The organism is Streptomyces mayonensis (genome assembly GCF_018982965.1).
Taxonomy (GTDB): Bacteria; Actinomycetota; Actinomycetes; order Streptomycetales; family Streptomycetaceae; genus Streptomyces; species Streptomyces mayonensis.
Genome location: NZ_JACBYP010000083.1, coordinates 15,851 through 37,218, shown reverse-complemented (window position 1 = coordinate 37,218; position 21,368 = coordinate 15,851). Strand labels below are relative to the sequence as shown.

At 69.3% G+C, this 21,368-nt stretch carries 9 protein-coding genes and 1 pseudogene; 1 reads left to right on the top strand and 9 read right to left on the bottom strand.

Features of this window, described 5'->3' with window-relative positions; all coding sequences use genetic code 11:
* The 9 genes and pseudogenes from HZS56_RS26390 to eccD form a co-directional block, all read right to left on the bottom strand.
* A pseudogene (locus HZS56_RS26390) lies at positions 1-8,417 on the bottom strand (hypothetical protein); the annotation flags it as partial.
* On the bottom strand, positions 8,418-8,783 hold the full coding sequence (locus HZS56_RS26385; RefSeq protein ID WP_216723273.1) for a hypothetical protein: 366 nt from the start codon (positions 8,781-8,783) through the stop codon (positions 8,418-8,420).
* Positions 8,780-9,256: a YbaB/EbfC family nucleoid-associated protein gene (locus HZS56_RS26380; protein WP_253914889.1), complete on the bottom strand. Its 477-nt coding sequence runs from the start codon at positions 9,254-9,256 to the stop codon at positions 8,780-8,782. Before HZS56_RS26380 ends, HZS56_RS26385 begins: the two co-directional genes overlap by 4 nt.
* Before the next feature lie 52 nt (positions 9,257-9,308).
* Positions 9,309-12,527, bottom strand: a complete 3,219-nt coding sequence (locus HZS56_RS26375) for an AAWKG family protein (RefSeq protein ID WP_253914895.1) — start codon at positions 12,525-12,527, stop codon at positions 9,309-9,311.
* A 104-nt stretch (positions 12,528-12,631) separates the two neighbouring features.
* Positions 12,632-13,150, bottom strand: a complete 519-nt coding sequence (locus tag HZS56_RS26370; protein ID WP_216723271.1) for a type VII secretion system-associated protein — start codon at positions 13,148-13,150, stop codon at positions 12,632-12,634.
* A gap of 115 nt (positions 13,151-13,265) precedes the next feature.
* Positions 13,266-13,598, bottom strand: coding sequence for a WXG100 family type VII secretion target (locus HZS56_RS26365; protein ID WP_216723270.1), 333 nt, complete (start codon positions 13,596-13,598; stop codon positions 13,266-13,268).
* A gap of 76 nt (positions 13,599-13,674) precedes the next feature.
* Entirely contained in the window at positions 13,675-14,007 is a 333-nt protein-coding gene (locus HZS56_RS26360) for a hypothetical protein (protein ID WP_216723269.1), read from the bottom strand.
* A gap of 83 nt (positions 14,008-14,090) precedes the next feature.
* On the bottom strand, positions 14,091-15,575 hold the full coding sequence (gene eccB / locus HZS56_RS26355) for a type VII secretion protein EccB (RefSeq protein WP_216723268.1): 1,485 nt from the start codon (positions 15,573-15,575) through the stop codon (positions 14,091-14,093).
* A gap of 17 nt (positions 15,576-15,592) precedes the next feature.
* Entirely contained in the window at positions 15,593-16,993 is a 1,401-nt protein-coding gene (eccD, locus tag HZS56_RS26350) for a type VII secretion integral membrane protein EccD (protein ID WP_216723267.1), read from the bottom strand.
* Positions 16,994-17,297: 304 nt separating this feature from the next.
* Between eccD and eccCa the strand changes: the two genes are divergently transcribed.
* The gene (gene eccCa / locus HZS56_RS26345) at positions 17,298-21,284 is read left to right on the top strand and encodes a type VII secretion protein EccCa (RefSeq protein WP_253914888.1); all 3,987 of its coding nucleotides are present in this window, start codon (positions 17,298-17,300) and stop codon (positions 21,282-21,284) included.
* The last annotated feature ends 84 nt before the right edge of the window (positions 21,285-21,368 follow it).

The following is a 21,368-nucleotide window of genomic DNA, read 5'->3' as shown; positions in this document are numbered from 1 at the left end:
TCAGGCTCGGGCGCGGGCTCAGGCACAGACTCAGGCTCGGGCGCGGGCTCAGGCACAGACTCAGGCTCGGGCGCGGGCTCAGGCACAGACTCAGGCTCGGGCGCGGGGTCGGGCGCAGACTCAGGCTCGGGCGCGGGTGTGGGCGCGGGCTTCGCTTCCTCCGTGACCGTCGTGATCCTCGGCAGCGGCGGAGCCGTGCCGTCCTTGCCCGGCCGGGGCCGCAGAAGCTCGCCGAGGAAGGGGGCGTCCTCCAGGCCGTCAGCCAGCTTGCCGGTGGCCTTGTCCACCGGGAGGATCCCGAAGAGCCCGCCGGGCACCTTGATCCGTATGGTGCCGTGCGGCCCGTTGACGATCTCGGTGACATCGAAGCGGTAGAGCCGGTAGTGCCGCTTGCCCTCCTTGTTGCGCTCGTCGGTCCCGCCGATCTCGGCGCTGCGGCTCTTGCTGTCCAGCCAGTTCTTGACGTCGATCGGAAGGCGCTCGAACATCCGGTGGTCGTCCACATGGCCGCCGGCCTCGGGGCCGAGCGTGAACGCCCAGCCGCTGTCCCTCTCCGCCTCGCTCTTCGGCGCCTCGTCCGACTGCGTGTACGTGCGCTGCTTCATCAGCACGCCCTCGGGGGGACCGAGGATCTCGGCCCCGTCCAGCACCAGGCCCATGCGGGCCGACTCGTTGCCGAGCGGGATCCGGTAGGCGTGCGTGAGCAGGCCCTTGATGCGGGGCCGCATCATGTTGCTTCGCGTGTGGTGGCGGTAGGCCAGGCCGGCCGGGGTGACGACCTCCAGGCCGCCGATCTTCGGAGGGCTGCCCACCTCGGGCGTGGGCGGGGTGCGGTGGCGTACGGCGGTGAGCTGGGCCCAGCGCTCGGCCGAGGCGGCTGCGGGCACGGTCCAGGGGTGAAAGTTGTCCAGGAACGCCTGGGGCAGCACGGGGGCCGGCGGCGGAAGCGGGGTCTGCGGCGTCTGCCAGACGACTTCGGTCTCGGCCGGCAACGTGAGGTCGATGGGCTGCGGCGGCCGGTGGGTGGCGACGGTGAGGTGGCGGGGCACGAGCAGCCGTGTGCTGCCGGTCACCAGCGAGCTGTTCGAACCCTGGCCGTCCCCGGCGTCGTACCAGGTGAAGGCGTACCAGTCGCGGTCGGGTCGGCCGGCCTCGGGCAACAGGCGCACGAGCTTGTTCACCCCTCGCTTGGGCATGTTGACGATCTCGGGCAGCTCGGTGGTCATGCCCGTCTCGATCTGGAACGTGACGCCGTGCTCGAACTCCTCGGAGACGTCCGCGGGGTTGGCGCGGTAGATGGTGACGGTCTTCTGGGTGTCCTCGCGCGTCGTGGCCGAGGAAGAGGTGTACTCGGCCTCGGCCTCGAGACCGCCGTGCGCGTTCTCGTTTCCGGCCCGGGCACGGACTTCGGCGCCGCCGGTGAACTCCCAGCCGGACGTGCTGTCCTGGGACTCTTCGTCCTCGGCCTCGCCGCGCAAGGTGAGTTTGACGTCGTCGCGGGGGCGCTGGCTGTGGACCGGGTCGAGCCGGGTCGCCTTGACGTTCACCCACAGGTACCGCGTGGTGCCCAGGGCGCTGGGCAACGGGAACCAGCGCATGTGGCCCTGCTGGGTGAGGGCGTGCCACTCGCCCTCCAGTGCCTCGGAGGAGAAGGACGCGTCCAGGGACCGCAGCAGCAGGTTGGGGCGCGGCGCCGTGTCCTCGCCGGATTCGGTAGTCAGGACCTTTCTGGCCCGCAGCCGGTCGATGATCGTCGTCATGACGTCGTCGGCCTTCATGACCTCGGGGTGGGCCGTCCCGGGCAGCAGGCCGGTATCGAGGTAGGTCCTGGCCGGCTTCGACGGCGCGCGCGTGAGTGCGTTCCCGCCCGCCGCGCCCTCGTCGACGGGCGACAGGACGTCCTCCAGCCTGCGCTTGGGGACGAGCAGGTCGAGTGCCTCGTCGGCGCGCAGGAACTTGGTCGTCTCGACGAGCTTGCTGCCCCGCCAGCGCAGATGGGTCACCTCGAAGACGGGCGTGGTGCGCAGCGTGTGCACGTCCCCGCCGTAGGTGGACCGCGTGATGTCGATCCGCCCGGTGCCCCGGCCTTCCCCTCCGCCCCAGCTCCTGACGGCCGAACCATGGCCGAGGAGGGTGACCCGGCCGCCGGGGCCGTGGGGGTGTTCCTCGGTGCTCGCATCGGAGCCGAACCGCGCCTGGGGGCCAACGGAGGCACCGACACCCACGCCCCATTCGCCCTCGTTCTCGGAGTCGAGGCTCACATTGCCCTTGATGTAGTGCTCGATCTCGGTCTCCGAGCTGGGTCCGAGGTCCTGCACGAGGTGCGGGTGGATCCGCAGCCGCAGCGCCTGCTTGTGGCCGCCGTCCTTGGGCAGCTCCATCTGGTAGCCACTCTGCCGGACGCCCTCGCCGAAGTGGGAGGCCAGGATGGTCGGGTGGGCGAGATCGCGGATCTCCTTCGGCCAGCCGGCGGGGTCGTCGAGCCAGGCGTCGATCAGCCGCCGCCGCTCGGCCGCGTCGCTCACGGAGGAGTACCGCTGCTCGGCGTGCATCCTGGCCGCGAGCTGAGCCAGCTCGGGCATCAGGTGGAAGGCCGGGTAGATGCCCTGGGCGCCGCCGGTGAAGTCGAGTCTCCGTCCGGCGTCCTGCTTCCGCTCCGTCTTCGGCTCCGTCGCCGGTGCGGTGGCAGGCGCGGGTGCGGTGGCAGGCGCGGGTGCGGTGGCAGGCGCGGGTGCGGCCGGGGGCCGGACGGGCGGGTAGCTGTCGGCAATCTCGGTCCGGCCGGCCTGCCGTACCTGCTCCGGCGTGACGGGTGTCGAGGGGACGTGCTCGTGCGGGACGGCGAAGCGGCCGACGAGGGGGTTGCGCCCGCTGACGTACCGGGGCTTCCCGGCCTCGGGGGTCACCGTCCAGTGGATGGACATCAGATACCGCTGCTCGTCCACCATGCCGGTGGTCTCGGTCCTGCGGTAGCGTCCGACCCGGCCGCTGAGCGTGCCCCCCTTCTTCTTGGACCGGCTGAAGATCAGGCGGATGGCGCCGATCTGCAGGCGGACCGGCGGGAAGGTGATGTGGAGCCTGCCCAGCGACAGCTCTGTCTCGGAGAAGGCCAGCCGGGCACCGCCGCCGAAGGAGAAACGGAACTTCCACCCCGTTCCGCGCTTGCCGGAGACGTGCGCACCGGCCGCGGCGCGGGTGTTGACCTTCATGGGAAAGCCCTCGCCCCTGGGGTTGCGTTCGCTCCGGGGGTCGGCCATCGGACTGGGCCGGTGGATGCGCTCGCCCCAGTTCACCTTCGCGGCGACCTTGTAGCCCAGCCCGCCGACCTCGACGGTGCGGTAGATGCCCAGGAGCCCCTGGGGCAGGTCCCCTTCCAGCGCGGGTCGGCCGTAGAACATCGCCAGATCGCGGTCGGCGTCCGCCCAGTCGCTCTTCTTCGCCTTCTTGGCGCCGACGTCCTTGATGTGCAGCTGCTCGATGGCGTCGCGCAGATCCTGCTGGAGACTCTCGCTGCCCGACAGGGCGGTGGGCACCGTGTAGCCCAAGCCGCGCCGCGCCGCCAGGGCGAGGGGCTCCCGGGGATGCGGCGCGAACAGCCTTCTGGCGTTGTCCACCATACGGAAACGGAACGGCGGCTTGCTGGTCGGCAGCTGCTGGACCTTCCGCGGCTTGGGCAGCGCGAACACCCGGTGGCGCGGGGCTTCGGGGCCGCCGGAGACCGGGCGGAGATCGGAAGTCCAGCCCTCCCCGACGACGCGCTGCACGAAGTGCTCCGCCTCCCGCTGCGGGACGCTGAGCTCGCCCTCCGCGGTGGCCTCGACCGGCGCGATCGTGTGGGTGCTGGATTCCACGGTCACCTTGAGGCTCAGCCCGGCACGGTAGCGGGACTGCTCGGCGAAGTCGTTGAGGACCGTGTGGCTCAGGTGCGAGGTGTCCAGGGAGTGGTCGGCGCTGCGGTCGAGGGTGAGGGAGAGTGCGGCCGCCGGGGTCAGGCCCGTCAATTCGGTGCCGGACGCCTCGTCGGCGTGGGCGGTGTTGGCGTCCCTGCCGGCCGAGGTGTCGTTGCCGACTCCGGCGCTGTTGTAGCCGACGCCCAGTCCGCCCTCCGAGCCGCCCTTCTTGGCGGCGACGCTGTTGCTGCCCGCACCGATGTCGTCCCGCGAGCCGACCTTGGTGTCCCCGAGGTACTGGAGGCTGTCGATCTGCCTGGAGATACGGATGTGGCCGCGGAACTTCTTGAACAGCGCTCCGTCGACCTCGATCCGGTTGGAGGAGTCGCCGCTGGACCACCAGGGATAGCGGTTGCGAGCAGTCGGCTCGCTGAGGAAGCCCTGGGCCTCGTTCATCTTGGCCCGGTCCATGATCTTCTTCACGGCCGGGGCGGGCAGCCCGGCGGCGAGCAGGTTCCGGTGCAGGCCCACTATGGCCGGGGTGACATCGACCGCGTTGAGCATCTCCCGGGCCTGGGAGGGATGGTGGCGGTACGTGACCTTCCGCGGGGGGCGGGCCTCGGGCGCTCCGTACTCGGGCCGGTGCCCGTCCTCCCCCGAGTACGGGACCGGGATGTCGACGTGTATCCGGTCGGGCACGGTGACCTGGTGGTGCCGGGTCGGGGTGGCGTCCTGGCCGTCGACGAACACGCGCATCTTCAGGCCGGCGCGGTAGCGGTTGAGTTCGTTGATGAACGGCTTGCGGCCGCTCAGGACGGTCCGCAGCCAGCTGCGGTCCTTGCCCTTCGAGGAGCCCACCTTGATCTGCGGCGCCGCGACGCCGGCCACCGAGGCGAAGGCGCTCGCCCCCAGGTTCACGATGGTGAACAGAATCGAGTCCACACCCAGGGTGAACTCGCTACCGCTCGTGCCGCCCGTCACCGTGGAACCGAAGCCGACCGGGTACTCCCTGACCTCCTTCTTGGCCTGGGGAACGAGCGTCAGACCATCCATCACCGGACGCAGCCACACCAGGTGGCCGTCCACGACCAGGGTGCGGCCCGCGGCCAGCAGGTCGTCCCACTTCTTGGGCTCGGTGGTGAGCAGCAGATCGCGGATCGCGGCACTGATCCCCTCACGCAGGTCCGTGTACCCGTCGTGCCCCGGCAGGTCGAGGCGCGAGCTGATCTGCTCGGCCCAGAAGTCCGCCTGCTGCCACGGGAAGTCCACCTCCTTGACGGACTCGGGGACGACGGCCTGACCCATCGCGCCATGCGCCAGATACCAGGGGGAGGGGTCGGGCGCGGGATCGGGGTCATGCGCGGGATCGGGATCGGGATCGGGATCGGGCGCGGACGTCTTTCCCTCGGGAAGGGTGCCCGCGGCCGGCGTCTCCTGGTCCGGGGAGTCGACGACATCCGTGTACTCCACGTTGGCAGCCGCGATCTCGTCTTCGGCCGACGCCACCTCGTGGACGCTCTCCGGGGCAAGCTCCGGGTCCAGCCGGGCCGGCCGGCGTTCGTCCAGCTCCTGGTCGATCTGCGCGCCGGGGGCGCGGGGGCGGGGGAAGGGCTGGGTGCCGGGTTCGGGATCGCCCGGCACAAGGCGCCCCGTGCCCTTGGTACCGGCGCTGCCTTCGGCCTCGAGGTCCGACGACGTGGTGGCGATCCGGGGCCGCGGTGTGACGTCGGGCTCGGCCAGGCCCAGGTCTGCACGGACGGTTTCGACAAGCTCGGGGGCCGGGGACACGTCCGGAGCAGAGCCGGGGGTGGAGTCCCTGTCCCGGCGGTGCGCCGGCATCTGGCCGACGACCGGCCGGACCGCATCGCGGAAGGTGTCGCCTCCGTGGCGGGCTACGACGGCTCCCCAGGCGCGGGCGAGGTCCTCGGCCGCGGCGTCCGCCGGGGCCGCGGCGGCGAACTCCGCGTACGCCTCCTGCCAGACCCGCCGGGTCGCGCGGTCCGCGATGGCGTCGAGCTGCTCGCTCCAGGGGCCGGAGCCGGGCCGGGCCATGAGCAACCGCGCCTGGACGAGCGGGGTCAGCCGCGACCCGCAGTCCCGCACGGACAGGGTGCCGTCGCCCACCATCGCCACGAAATCCTGACCGTCGTCCAGCGGGAAGCCGACGGACTCCAGCTCTTCCTTGCTCACCGTGGCGTGCGGGCCGAGCAGCGCGACGTCTTCGCCCTGGTCGTCCGCCGGCAGGTCCTCCGCCGTCAGCCGCTGGGCGATCCAATGGCGTTGGGTGTCGCCCACGGGCTCCGGGGTCTCGGAGCCGTCGACGCTCGAGAAGCTGGACACGGAGCTCGTGTCCGAGAACTCCTCGACGTCGTCGACGCTGCTTCGCGAGGGGACAGAACTCGACTCCGAGAGGTCGTCGACGTGCGGGGACTGCTGTGCGTCCTGCTCTGCCTGCGGCTGCCCTGGAGCGCGGTTGCCCTGCCCACCGGGTTGCTGTCCTGCCGGCTGCTGACCCGCCGGTTGCTGTCCTGCCGGCTGCTGACCCGCCGGCGGCTGTCCGCCGGGCGCACCCGGCGCCTGCGGAGCGGCGGCCTGCGCCGGGGTGGCACCCTGCCCGGTCCCGGACTCCTCGGGGCTGAGTGCCGGGTCCTGGCCGGATGTGAGCGGCTGGTCCTCCGGCCCCGCGCCGCGCCCCTGCGCGGGAAGCGGGGAACCTTGGACGCCTTCCGGCGCCTTGGCTCCGGTGCCCAGAGCCATGAGGTTCTTGTCGCCCTTCAGGTCGGCCGCGTCCGGATTGACGCCGCCGGGAGGGGACAACTGGCCACCGTTGAAGCCCTGGTCGCCCGGCGGGGAGTTGCGGGTTTCACCCTCCGGGTTGAACAGCGCGCCGTTGTCCTGCGTGCTGTTGAGGCCATTGCCCAGGGGCGGACTGAGGTTCGGCACCCGCGGGATCTGGCTCGCAGGGCCCTGACCGCCGAGCCCGAAATTCGTTGCGGGGTTGTTCGTCTGCGCGAGGCCGTCGCCGCCCAGGGGCTGCTCGGCCTGGTACTCGGAGAGCCCGGGGCGTTCGGTGCCTTCCGAGTTCGGGGCGTCGCCCCGCGGCGAGTGCGACGGCGGCGAGTACTGCGGGTACTGCGGCGGGGGAGCCGGCGGGGCGAACGAATGCAGCGGGGGCCTGTTCTCGCTGAGCGCGGTGTTCGGGGACGAGGTCGTGGGCGGCGTGCCGGGCGATACGGGGGGAGGCGTGGGCGAGGAACCGTTGATCCCCGACGCGAGGTTTTCGGCCCCCGTCGTGGAGCCGACGACCCTGTCCACGCCTCCTCCGGTACCGCCCGGCGCGTCCGAACCGTACGAGCCGCCCGGCGCGTCCGAACCGTACGAGCCGCCCGGACCGTTCAGATCGCTTGGCCGGAAGCTGTCGTAGTAGAACTTGGTGAGGGCGTTCCCGTCCGGGAACGCCTTCTGGTGCAGTCCGACAACGCCCTTCCCGAGCCCCGATTCGATGCCGTGATGCACGACGCCGCTGAGTCCGGCGCCCCCGAAGGTCTGCCACTCCCATTCCCGGACGCCGTGTATCCACCACTGAGCGAGGTACTCGGCCACGGACTCGCCGGCCCCCTGGGCCACGAAGATCTGACCGACTTTGTAGATATTTTCCGGGAGCGGATCCGGATTCCTGAGGAGACGGCCGAACTCCGAATTCCCCAGCAACTTCTTGTCGTTGAGGAAATCCTTCCCGAAGGTCTCGAGGAGATCCTTGTCGATCTTGGCGAAGACGTCGACGTCGAAGCCCTTCTTGAAGATCTTCGAAATGCCGTCTTTGATCGTGTCACCAAACCACATGAACCCGTCGGTGAACAGACCCATCAAGGCGCCGGTCGCCGCGCTCTCCCAGACCGAGTTCCAGTTGATTCCGTCCCGCCGCCGATTGGGTTTGGGGACCCACGTCTGGAGATGCTGGACGGAGAATTTCTGGAACCCCTCCTTGATCGCCTGCATTCCGCTCGACACGACCGGCACGTGGTTCAGCAGCCGCTGGAGCACCATGATGATCGCGAGCGCGGAACGCGCCCTGGCCGCCGTCGCGGCCATCATGGACAAGCCGCCGGAGAAGTACATCAGCGCCGCGAGCACCGCCAACTCGATCATCAGGCTGACGACCTCGGCGTACATCTCCCAGTCCGTCTCCTGGATCTGCAGGGACTGGGTCACCTGGTTGTCCGAGAGCCTGGCCAGCTCGTCGAACAAGTCGTCGAAGAGACTCCTTCCGCCACGCCGGCCGGTGAGTGAGCCCATGGCCTCTTCGAAGGCATCGGCCACCTCGTCGGGAAGCTCCTCGGCGATCTGGGCCGTGGCGTCCTGGATCTTCTCCTGAAGCGCGCGGTATCCGTCCCTCGCGTTGTCGTACACGAACTTGGCGTCGTACGCCGCATCCGTCACAGCCTCGAGAGGCATCTCGCCGACCGTGATGAAGAGCGTGTACTTCTCCGCGTCGCTCCAGCGCTGGTTCTTGTACTTGTCCAGCATCTAGCGCCTGCCGCCGCCAGACCCGGATCCGTCGGGGAAGAGGCTGCGCCGCTTCGCGTCGTCGACAAGGTCCCTGGCGTCGTTGTCGGTCCGCTCGATACCTTCGACCGTCTGCATCAGGCTGCTGGTCAGTTTCCCAAACCCCTGGGAGATCTCTTCCCCGATGCCGTCAACGGCTTCGTTCGTCTCGTCCCACTGCAGTCTCATTTTCTGGGCGTATTTGTCGGTAAGACCCATCCATTCATTGACATCCTCTTTTTCCCGGCGGAACCTCGCACGTATCTCTTCCGTGTCGCCCTTCAGGCCGTCGAACTCGTCTTCGACGACCCGCTTCGCCTGGGGGGTGTTGAATTCGAAGGTGCTCATGCCCTGCCTCCCCCAGCCGGGTCCGTGTCGTCCTCGTGGATCTCGTCCCGCAGCCGGTTGCTGTTTCGCCCGCCGGCGCGCTGTCCGCCGGAGAGGGCAGAGCCGAAGATCCGCTCCCAGTCGATCTCCACTCCGGGCCTGCCCGGAACGTGGGGATTGGGCTGCGTCAGCGGCTCGAAGGCGTCCATGACCCGCTCCGCGATCCGCCTGCGGCCCTCGGCGGCGGCCTCCAGCACCGACGCCGCGAGCTGCGGCCCCGCCATGCCGGCGAACTTGTTGTCGGGAAAGGCCAGCCCGGTCAGCTCGCCCTGCGGCCCGACGGTGACCTCGACGACGCGATCCCTGGAACGCACCGTCTCCGAGGTCGCCATCAGGTCCTGCTCGACACGGGCAATGGCAGCTTGGGTCTCCTCCAGGTGGGCCCGCGCCTTGGCCATGCGGTCCTGCATCGGTTCCTCGGTCTGCCCCGCCATCACGGCCTCCGTTCTCGCGTCTCGCTCGTCCCGCTCGCCGTCCGGTCGTCGTTCATCGCCCGATGACCGCCGGTGAGCCGCCCTCGTCGGAGCCCCACACGTCCTCCTCCTCCGGCGCCCACACATCGCGCGTGCGGTCGCTGCTCTGCGTCTGCTGTCCCTGGTCCCCCTGTCCGGCGCCCGCGCCGATCGGCGGGACGAAGGGGGAGCCGCTGCTCGTGTTGATCGCGGGCTCGCGGTGGTCGTAGCGCCTGTTCGCCGCCCGGCCGTTCCTGGCCGCCTGCCGGCGCTGCCTGAAGATCTCCGCGGCTGCGACGAAGTTCCGGGTGCGCTCCGAGGAGCCGCCTTCGCCACCGCGGCCGCCCATCCCGCCCATCCCGCCCATCATTCCCGGACTCATCGGCATACCGCCCGGCATGCCCCCGCCGTCCTGGCCTCCGCCGCCCTGGCCCGTGTTGCCGATGCCTCCGAGGTTGCTCTGCCCGTCTCCGCCCTCGGACTGCGGGTCGTACTGCTCCTGGTCCTGGGCCTGCTGGCTGTTGAACTCGCCGGGTATGCCCGCATCTTCCCCGGTGACCTGCGAAGGCCCGTTCTCCTGGCCGCCGTTGAGGTGTCCCGTGGTCGTGGTGCCGTCCGGGCCGGTCAGCGTGGTGGCGCCGGTCTTCGGGTCCACCGTGGTCGTGCTTCCGTCCGGGTACTCGGTCACCACCTGGCCCTGTGCATCGAGGTGGGAGACGCTGCCGTCGGGGTTGGTGAACACATCGCCCGCGTTCAGCGGTCCGGAGGAGGTCGAGCCGTCGGGCTCGGTGGCGGTCACGGTCTGGGTCTGCGGGTCGACTGTGCTCCGGCTGCCGTCCGGGTACTCGGTGACGACACGGTCGTACTCGTCCACGTACGAGTTGCTGCCGTCGGGGTTCCTCAGCGAGTCGTCGCCGTTGACCGGGCCGGTGATCTGGTCCCGGTAGTTCTGGTACTGGTTCTGGTACTGGTTCTGCTGCTGTTCCTGCCGGCGCTGGTACTCCTCCTGCTTGTTCTCCTGCTCCTCGCGGATGCGGTCCTGCTTCGCCTCCTGCCTGGCCTGCTCCTCCTTGGCCTCCCTCTCCTGCTGCTCCTGCCTGGCCTCCTGCTCCTCACGAATCCGGTCCTGCTTGGCCTCCTGCCGGGCCTGCTCCTCCTTGGCCTCCTTCTGCTGCTGCTCCTGTCTGGCCTCCTGTTCCTTCTGCTGCTGCTCCTGCTTGGCCTCCTGCTCCTCACGGACCCGGTCCTGCTTCGCCTCCTGCCGGGCCTGCTCCTCCTTGGCCTCCTTCTGCTGCTGCTCCTGCTCGGCCTTCTGCTCCTCACGAATCCGGTCCTGCTTCGCCTCCTGCCTGGCCTGCTCCTCCTTGGCCTCCCTCTCCTGCTGCTCCTGCTCGGCCTCCTGCTCCTTCTCCCTCTTCTCCTGCTCCTTACGCTGCTGCTCCTGCATGGCCCTCTGCTGGGCCATCTGCTGGAGCTGCATCTGCTCCTGTCTGCGCTGCTGCTCCTCCTGCTTGGCCTCCTGCTCCTCGCGGATGCGGTCCTGCTTGGCCTCCTGCTCCTTCTGCTTCTGCTCCTGCTCCTTCTGCTGCTCCTCCTGCTTGGCCTCCTGCTCCTCGCGGACCCGGTCCTGCTTCGCCTCCTGCCGGGCCTGCTCCTCCTTGGCCTCCCTCTGCTGCTGCTCCTGCTCGGCCTCCTGCTCCTTCTGCTGCTGCTCCTGCTTGGCCTCCTGCTCCTTCTGCTTCTGCTCCTGCTCCCGCTCCTGCTCTTCCTGCTTCTGCTCCTGCTCCTTCTGGTACTGCTCCTGCTTGGCCTCCTGCTCCTCGCGGATCCGGTCCTGCTTCGCCTCCTGCTCCGCCTGGCGCCTCAGGTCCTCCTCACGCTGCTTGTCGGCCTTGGCCTCCTGCTCCTCGCGGATCCGGTCCTGCTTCGCCTCCTGCTCCGCCTGGCGCCTCAGGTCCTCCTCACGCTGCTTGTTGGCCTTGGCCTCCTGCTCCTCGCGGTATTTCCGCTCCCGCTCACGCTCCCTTTCGGCCTCTGCCTTGGCCTCGTCCCTGGCCTTCTTCTCCTCGTCCCTGGCTTTCTTCTTCTCCTCCTCGGCGTCTCTCTTTTCCTTGTAGGCCAGATCCTCCTGGAAAGACGACTTGAGGTCGTCGCCCCGCGGCGGGCGGATTTCACCGAGCCCGGCATCACTGATCGCCCAGGCATTCCTCACGTTCCGCAAGGACTCATCCGCGACGGTACCAAGGCGCTCCCGTACGGCGTTCCACCACTTGTAGATCGCCTCCTGGCCGATATTCTTCCAGGTGTCCACGCTGTCCAGCGGGCCGTAGTAATGCCCGGCAAGGTCGTAGGCCTGATCACTGAATTCTGGGTCGGTTTGCAGATCGTGCACGGTGTTGCGGTTGCTGCCGTCACCGTCCAGGTCCAGGTCCCCACTCTTGTCCGGCATCGAGACCGAAAACAAATTCTTGTTCCCCAGGTGGACCATGATCTCACCCAGAAGCAAATTAAGGTGGTTCAACGGGTTGCTGTCGTACAGGGTCCAGGTACTCCACGCGGTACGCATGCTCTCGGCTTCGCTGCGGAGCACTTCGGCAGCGTCAAGAATCTTCTCGCCCTGCTTTGATCCTCCGTGCGTGCCTTGCACATCTTCATAGAGGCGTTCGTACCGATTCACCAGCAGGTGGACCAGCTCCCACCAGACTCCGGCCGCCTGGCCTCTCCATTTGTCATTCTCGACCTTACCGAAGAGCTGCTCCCACTCCTCCAGTTCGGCCTTGCGCTTGTACACGAAACTCTGAAAACGGTCGAACGCGAGAGCAGTCGTCTTGAAGCTTGTCAGATCGACAGGGGCCGAATCCGGAACAGCGGCACCGCCCCAGGAAAAGTCCTTCGTCGTGGAATTATTCACCAACTCTTCGAGCGCAAAACCGGAACCGTAGGCGTACTGGTTGAGCGCCTCGGTGCCTTCACCCGCACCACCCCTGGGAAGATGCTCCCCAGAGTCGCCAAGCATCTTGATCTTTACTCTCTTGGCTATGACCTTGTCTCCGTCTTCCTTATAGAAAGGAATGACGATATCCTTGTCGACGACCCGGCCTATGTTGTCGCCCACCCAGTCGAGATCTTCGTCGTAGAACACCTCGAGCGCGTTGTCGGTCGTCAGTTCAACGTCCTCAAATTCGACGGACATCAAGGGAACGGTTTTATCGTTCCCCTTCAGATCCTCGAAGACATCACCAATGTCCGGCATTTTATAGCCGGTGAAGTACCCGACGGCCCTCCCCCATGAATCCTTGTCTTTGTCCAGCGGCACCTGCTCTTCGTCAGCCATGACAGTCGCTCCAGGGTTGGGGGTCAGGCGTTCTCGCTCCCGGACCCCTCACCGGATCCGGACGTGTCGTACACGACATCCTCGATGAGGTTCATGAACTTCTGGCCGTCGATCTTTTCCAGGCTGGCGCCTTCCGTCTTGAGCAGTTCCTGCATGACCTCCCGCAGGTTGTCCTCGATGTCGTCGAAGAGAATCCTCTGATCATCGAGGAACGACTTGAGGGATTCCGCCAAGGACTTGACCTGCCCCTGAAGAGTGGAGCCTATGCCCTCTTCCATCGTCCCCATGGTCAACGGCCAGGTAGCGGCTGGATTGACGTCCGGCGGACAGGCCAGCAGGTTGCGGACGCTCGGTATGGGCCGACCGCCCCCGGAAATCTCGGAGACGAGCCCGTCGTAAAGCCGGTCGGAGTAATCTCCGTCCGCGTCCGAGGAGATCTTCTTGATCCCCTTCTGAAATTCACTGATCTCCCCGTCGAGGAAATTCTTCAGCCACTCCTTGTCGAGAACTAGCGGGTCTCCGCCCTTGCCGCCGTCAGCCATGCCGAAACTCCCTCCGTTGCCGCCCTGCACTCCGGAAAGCACGGGCGGCCGCCCGCTTCTCGTACCTCGCGAGACAGCCGCCCGTCAGCCCTGGACCTCATCGTTCGCGCACCGGTCAGGCGCGGACACTCAGGCTCTGCCAGGCCATCGCGGTCTTGTTCTGGTTGTCGCGGAACGCGTTCGAGACCTCGTCGAGCAGCGCACTGTGGTCGGCCAGCATGGCCTTCATCGCCTCGACACTCGCATCCCACTGCTTCTGCTTCTCGTCGTAGGCGAGGCGGTCCTCACCTTCCCAGGTGCTCTTGAGCTCCGTGAGCTCCTGTTCCAGCTGACGGAGCCAGTTCTCGATGTTCACTGTCTGCAGCCGCAGATCCTCGGCGACGTTGGCATTCTTTGAGAAGTCGACGAAGATGTGGCCATCTTCGAAGTTGTTGGGTGCGTATCCCACGAGAAACCTCGATTCGATCGATGTGAGCTTTTCCAGACCGGACGGTCGACGGCCCGTTTCGCCAACCGCCCGAGGGTCAGTTGCTGTTGAGTGCGTTGAAGACGGACTCAGAGCGGTGGAACTCCTGGTTCACGCTCTCCCTCGAGGAGCCCTCGGTCAGACCGGAGCTCCGCAGGGTCTCGTTCAGTTCCTCGATCATCGAGCGGAGGCTCCTGGAGATGTTCTCCGCGTGCTCGTCCCACGTTTGCAGCAGATTCCAGTAGTCCTTGCCGACCGCACCGCCGAGGCCGGTGTCCATCTTGGTGTTCTCGACGTCCTGACGGCTCCTCTGGATACCGCTGAACGCCTGCTCCAGCGCATTGATTCCGTTCCGCGTGGCATTCTCTTGTGACGCGGCGATCTGCCCCATGATTTTCCCCTTCAGCTGTTATTTCCCGCTGGGTGGGACCCATCGGCGGACGACGTTCCTCCATGTGAAGCCGCCGCCGCTTCCTATTCCTTCGCATCCTGCCGGGACAGCGTTGTCTCCGGCTTGTTCTCACATTGCGGCGCCGTCGTTTCCCCCCGGCCCGAGAGCGCCGCCTTCTGTGTGAGGTCCGGGCCGGTCGGGAGCATGGCGAGCAGCGATGACGGCAGCCCCTGCGCCCGGGTTCCCGTGTAGCCGAGCGCCTTGAGCGAATCCGGCGACGGCAGCCGGTATTTCATTCCGGTGTCCGTCACCAGATACAGCGTGCTGCCGGCCTCGCCGCCGCTCGCGCCCAGCGCGCGCACAAGCGCACCGCCGCCAGGGCGTACCGCGATCCTGTTGACCGTCACGCACGCCGGGGTCAGCCCCTCGGTCGGCGCCTGCGCCGTGGTGCCGAGGTGCTCGGAGCCGGCCAGCGTGACGCTCACGCGTGTGCCCTCGGCGGACGACTGCACCGCGACGCACGGGGTCTGGCCGTCCGGTACGCCGACCGGCTCCGGCGGCGCCTCGGGCATCTCCTCGGCGAGGTCGGACAGCTTCGGGTCCTGGGTGAGATGCTCGCTCAGCACATCGGTGCCCAGGCTGTGCGCGGCCACCGAACGGCCCTCGTAGGTCTTCTGCTTGGTCTCCGGGTCGCCCAGCACCAGCGCGGCGCCGGTCGCGGTGAGCGGAACCAGTCCGTCCTTGCGCAGAAGGTAGAAGCGGGCCTTCGCCCCGGAGGCCGCGACCGTGTACACCTCTCCGATCCGGGTCTGCCGGCCGGCCAGCTCCGGTCCCGGCTCGCCGAGGTCCGCCGCCCGGGGCGGGGTGAGATCCGGCCCCGCCGGCAGCGAGTTGAGGAAGGCCGCCGATACGCGCAGCGGCTTCTCGGCGCCGTAGCCCAGGGCCTGCGGGGCGTTGGCCTTGACGTCGAGGCGCATCCTGCGGCCCTGCCACACCAGGTAGGAAGCCTTGTCGGGGCCCGTGACCAGCAGCCCCTGCCCCTTCATGAGGCCCGTGCCCTCGACCTGAGCGCCCACCGCCAGCGTCGTGCCGGTCGAGCCGGTCTTCGTGCCCGAGCACACCTGCCACGGACCCTCGTCCAGGTCGTCGGAGTCCGGAGGCTCGTCCGGTGCCCCCGTGATGCCGACGGGGGCACCGCGTGGGACCCCCTTGAGCGAGTTCGCGCCGACCGACTCGACCTTCATCTGGTCGCCGACGAGCAGCCGCGCCGAGGTGAAGTTCCTTACGGGCCGCAGCCGTCCGCCGAGGTAGAGATAGCGGGCGCCCGAGTCCTTGTTGACGACCAGCGTGCCCTGGTCGCGCCAGGAGTCCTTGGTGCCGGGCTTGAGCAGCCCGAAGACGAAGGCACCCGCGCAGATGATGAGTGCGACGATCAGGCTGATCGCGATTCCGCGGTTGGTCCTGCCCTGCGGGCTCTCGGGGGCGTCGGGGTCGGCACGCAGCATGCCGGAGGTCAGCCGCCCCATGATGAACATGTGCGCCTGTACCTGGTCCCGTTTGTCCTGCATCGCTCATGCCCTCCGTGTCAGGCCAGCAGCCCGCGCAGGGTGCCGTAGACGCCCACCAGCCAGAGGGCGAGCGGCAGCAGGGCAACGGCGGACAGGGTGTGCAGGATCTCCGCAGCGCGCCCCCAGTAGGGCACCAGACGGCGGCCCGGCACGGTCCAGGAGGCGATCGCAGCGGCCGCGGTGACGGCCAGCAGGGCGACGAGGATCAGGGGCCGCCGATCGGGCTCGTAGGAGTCGGCGGCGCCCAGAAGCAGCAGGAAGGGGCCGAGGGTTCCGGGAACGATCAGGAAGAGCCGCTGCCAGGCGTTGCCCAGGCCTCGGGCGTGCAGCACCAGCAGGAGGGACAGGGTCAGGGCCAGGATCGTTCCGGAGAGGTTCGGGGAGCGGGTGAGGACCAGCAGGCAGGCGCCGCAGACCGTGCCCACGGCCCCGTACAGCGCGCTCATCCAGCCGTCCCCGATGGCGGTGCGCGCCGCGACGGCGCTGGGCGAGTGCGGCTCGATGCCCTCCTGGAGCTGCTGGGCGTTGGTGGGCAGCGGCGGCATCCGCAGCCCGGACATCCGGAAGGACAGCGAGGGGACGAAGGCGCCGAGGATCACCGCGGCCAGGGCGACGACCCCGGCGACGTGGTGCGGCGCCAGGTCCACCGTGAGCATCAGCACTGCGGCCAGCACGCCGAACGCCGCGACCACCGCGGTACCGAGGAAGAGCGCCGCGTAGGCGCTGGCGACGGCGATGACGAGCACGGCTCCGCCGGCTCCCGCCGCGCAGGCGGCCAGCAGCCGCGCTCCGATGACCTCGTGCGCGTGTTCCCCTGTCAGCTCGCCGCCGGGCAGCAACCAGCCCGCGTACGCGAAGTACGGCGCGACCATGGCGCCCAGTACCGCGCCGGCACCGGCGTCACCGACCGCGCGGCTGGCCGAGGCGGCGCCGGCCACCAGCAGCAGCCCGACCACGGCCGCGCACACCACGCGCAGCCACGCCGAACCACCGGGCAGCGACAGGACCAGGAGCCCTCCGGCGAGCGCGGCGAGCGCGACGCCGCGCAGCAGCCGGCGGCTGGCCTCCGGGGTCCAGCCGTAGGGACGGTCGTTCATGGTGGTGGAGATGCCGTCCACCAGGTCGTCCAGGCGCAGCTCGGGCAGCGCCTCGATACGGGGCCTGAGATAGAGGGTCTCGCCGTCGCGCAGGTCGTAGGAGTCGAGGGTGCGCTCCTCGTCCATCGGCTCGGCGCCCAGGCGCTGGAGCACCCAGCCGCCGTGGTCGATCCCGCTCTCTTCGAGATCTTCCCCGCCGTAGCCGGCGACGGCGGGCAGCAGGTCGGCCACGGGCACGTCCGAGGGCACCGCGAGATCGATGCTCTTGCTGGGCGCGCGGACGGTCATACGGCACAGACCGGCCGTCTGCGTGTCACTCATGCGGCTGGCTCACGCTTCTCCGGGACAGGCTCGGGGAGGGACGGGGGAATGCAGCACCATTTCGCGGCTTCGCGAGGGTCCGGGACACGGCGTCTGACGTCGGCGTCATATTCCGATTCCGGCCCTTGTGGCGGCAGGACCGGAACCCGGGACTTTCGCATACACCCTGCAACCCCGGGAGTTCGGTGGCAAGGACGGTCAACGCGGAAACAATCCGGAGGCAAGCTCCGGGCAATGCACGGGCAACTGCGGCGCCCGCACAATGCATTGTGGTGTTTCGTTCAGCTGGTGAGGAGACCGTCCGTTGAGTGTCGTCCTATTCCGCAGGCCGGCCCGTCGTCCGGGGCCGGACATGCCCGAGGGCGAGTTGAGCATGCAGGAGCCGCCGACGCTCCCCGAAGTGGTGCCGGACAGCTCCGCCGTGTGGACTTACCTGCCCATGGCGATGATGTCCGTCTCGATGATGCTGATGTTCATGCGTCCGGGCCTGTCGCGGAACTCGGGCAGCCACTTCATGTACCTGGCCGTGGGCTTGATGGTGCTCGCGTCCGGGGCGATGCTGCTCGGCCAGTTCATGCGCAAGGCCAGCGAGCGCAAGCAGCGCCTGAAGGGTGAGCGCCGCGACTACCTGCGCTATCTCACCCAGACCCGCCGCAAGGTGCGCACCGCGGTGGCCGACCAGCAGGAGGCGCTGGCCTGGCGGCACCCCGAGCCGGCCGCGCTCTGGTGGATGGTGGGCACCACCCGGCTGTGGGAGCGCCGCCCCCAGGACGAGGACTTCGGCGAGGTCCGGGTGGCTGTGGGAGACCAGCAGCTCGGCCTGCGCCTGGCAGCGAAGTCCAGCACCCCCGTCGAGGACCTGGAGCCGCTGTCCGCGCACGCCCTGCGCAGCTTCATCCGCGCCTACTCCACGGTGCCCGAGCAGCCCATCGCGATCTACCTGCGCGCCTGGGCACGGGTGCTGCTGCGCGGCGACGAGGACCGGATACGCTCGCTGGCCCGGGCTCTGATCGGCCAACTGGCCACGTTCCACGCGCCGGACGACCTGTGGCTGGCGCTGTGCGTGTCCGACGAGCGGCGCGCGGAGTGGGAGTGGGCCAAGTGGCTGCCCCACAATCTGCATCCGCAGGAGAACGACGGCGCGGGCCAGGCCCGGATGTTCGCCTCCGCCTTCAACGAGCTGGAGGACCTGCTCGGCGCGGAGTTCCTGGAGCGCCCGCCCTTCGACCCCGACGCGGTCAGCGGGCGCGACAAGCCCTTCACCGTGATCGTGGTGGACGGCGGGAGCGTGCCCTCCGGGCACCGGCTGGACGGCTCCGGCTTCCGCAACGCCGTGGTCCTCGATCTGAGCGGGGCGCTGACCTGGCGCCCCGGCCGGGTCACGCTGCGCTTCGAGGTGGCCGAGGACGACTTCACGCTCGTACGCACCGACCGCGAGCGCAAGGAGCAGACCACCCGGCTGGGCCGGCCCGACCGGTTCGGGCCGGTCGGCGCCACCGCGCTGGCCAAGCGGATAGCCCCGTACCGGATGGGCGCGGGCATCGACAGCTCCACGCCGCTCTCCATCGACGTGGAGCTGACCACGCTGCTGGGCATCTCCGATCTGTACCACCACGACCCGGGCACGCTGTGGGACCGCAGCACCGGCAGCGCCCGGCTGCGGGTGCCGATCGCGGTGAGCGGTGACGGCGCCCCGGTGGAGCTGGACATCAAGGAGTCGGCACAGGGCGGGACCGGCCCGCACGGCATGCTCATCGGGGCCACCGGGTCCGGCAAGAGCGAGCTGCTGCGCACCCTCGTGCTGGCGCTGGCGCTGAACAACTCCTCCGAGACCCTCAACTTCGTCCTTGTCGACTTCAAGGGCGGCGCCACCTTCCTCGGCCTGGACGAGCTGCCGCACACCTCGGCCGTGATCACCAACCTGGCCGGCGAGGCCGCGCTAGTCGGCCGGATGCAGGACGCGCTGCACGGCGAACTGATGCGGCGCCAGGAGCTGCTGCGCGCCGCGGGCAACTACACCTCGGCACTCGAGTACGAGAAGGCGCGGGCCTCGGGTGTTCCGCTGGCGCCGCTGCCGAGTCTGTTCGTCGTCGTCGACGAGTTCAGTGAACTGCTCGCGGCACACCGGGAGTTCATGGAACTGTTCGTGATGATCGGCCGGCTGGGGCGCAGCCTCGGCGTCCATCTGCTGCTGGCCTCGCAGCGGCTGGACGAGGGCCGGATGCACCAGCTGGAGAGTCACCTGTCCTACCGGATCGGACTGCGCACCTTCTCCGCCATGGAGAGCCGCGGCGTCCTCGGGGTGCCGGACGCCTACGAGCTGCCGCCGCAGCCGGGCAGCGGCTATCTCAAGTCCGGCGTCGAGGCGCTGACCCGCTTCCGCGCCGCCTACGTCTCCGGCCCCTACCAGGAGCGCCGCTCGGGCGCCAACCAGGCCCGGGTGGCCAGCCAGACCGTGCCGTGGACATCCGGCTATGTGGTGCCCCGCCAGCTGCCCGACGAGCAGGAGCCCGAGCCGGAGCCGGAGGAGAGCGGCGACACCCTGCTGTCGGTGGCCGTGGACCGGCTGCGCGACGCGGGCCCGCCGGCCCACCAGGTGTGGCTGCCGCCGCTGGACCGGCCGGCCAGCCTGGACCAGATCCTGCCGCCGCTGACGCCCGACCCCGAGCTCGGCCTGACCACCGTCGGCTGGCCGGGCCGCGGCAGGCTGACCGTGCCGATCGGCATCGTGGACAGGCCGTTCGAGCAGCAGCGCGACCTGCTGACCATCGACCTGTCGGGGGCCGGCGGCCATGTGGCCATCGCGGGCGGGCCGCAGAGCGGCAAGAGCACCCTGGTGCGCACGATCCTCACGGCGCTCGCCCTCACCCACACCCCGCGCGAGGTGTCGTTCTTCTGCCTCGACTTCGGCGGCGGCACGCTGGCCTCGCTCGCGGAGCTGCCGCACACGGCGGGTGTCGCGGCCCGGCTGGAGACCGAGCGGGTGGGCCGTACGATCGCCGAGATCACCTCCCTGCTCAGCTCCCGGGAGCGGTTCTTCCTGGAGAACGGCATCGACTCGATGGCCACCTACCGCCGCCGCCGCGCCGCCGGGGAGTTCCCGGAGCAGGAGTACGGCGACGTCTTCCTGGTCATCGACGGCTGGTCCACCGTCCGCGCCGACTTCGACCACTACGTCCAGACGTTCAACGGGCTCGCGGCCCGCGGCCTCAACTACGGCGTACACCTCATCGCGACCACGGCGCGCTGGGTCGAGCTGTCCTCCGGCGTGCGCGACCAGGCCGCCACCCACCTGGAGCTGCGGATGGGTGACGCGATGGACTCCGAGATCGACACCCGCCGCGCCTCCACCGTCCCCCGGCTGGCCGGCCGCGGCCTGACGCGTGAGGGCAAGCTGCACTACCTGAGCGCGCTGCCCCGCATCGACGGCGTCGAGAGCGCGGAGGACCTGGCCGAGGGGATGAAGGGGCTGGTGTCGGCCGTCAAGGAGGGCTGGCCGGGCCGCCGGACCCCGCAGGTGCGGATGCTGCCCAGTACCCTGCCGGTCCACGAGCTGCCGGCGCCGGACGGCGATCTGCGGATGCCGCTCGGCCTGGAGGAGAACGCACTCTCCGTGGTCAGCCACGACTTCTCGGAGACGCCGCACCTGATCGTGGTGGGCGACACCGAGAGCGGCAAGACCAACCTGCTGCGGCTGACCGCCAAGGCCATCATGGCCCGCTACACCCCGGCCGAGGCCCGGATCATGGTCGTGGACCTGCGCCGCGACCTGGTCGAGGCGGTCCCCGACGAGTACCGGCTCGGGCACGCCGTCTCCAGCGACGCGCTCAGGGACCTGGTCGACGGCGCGGCGCGCGCCGTGCAGGCCCGGCTGCCGGGCGAGGACATCTCCCCCGCCCGGATGCGGCTGTGCGACTGGTGGAAAGGGCCGCGGCTGTTCATCCTGGTCGACGACTACGACATGCTGGGCACCGGCATCGGCAATGCGCCCTTCGAGCCGCTTCTCCCGCACCTCGCGCTCGGCTACGAGGTCGGCCTGCACCTCGTCGTCGCCCGCGCGGCGGCGGGCGCGAGCCGGGGCATGGGCGAGCAGTTGATGCGGCGCCTTCAGGATGTCAACACCCCGGCGCTGCTGCTGTCCTGCCCGCCGACCGAGGGCTATCTCATCGGCAATGTCAAGGGCCGCGCCATGGCACCGGGCCGCGCCACACACGTCGTCCGCCGCAAGGCGACGCAGGTGCAGACGGCGCTGGTGGAGGACGAGAACGACGGCGCTGACGACGGCTCCTGAGCGCCGGCCGCACAACGTACGAAACATGCGAGTCGGGTGTGCGCCGGGCTCCACGGTTCCGGTCGGGTGGTGCTGCTCGCAGGG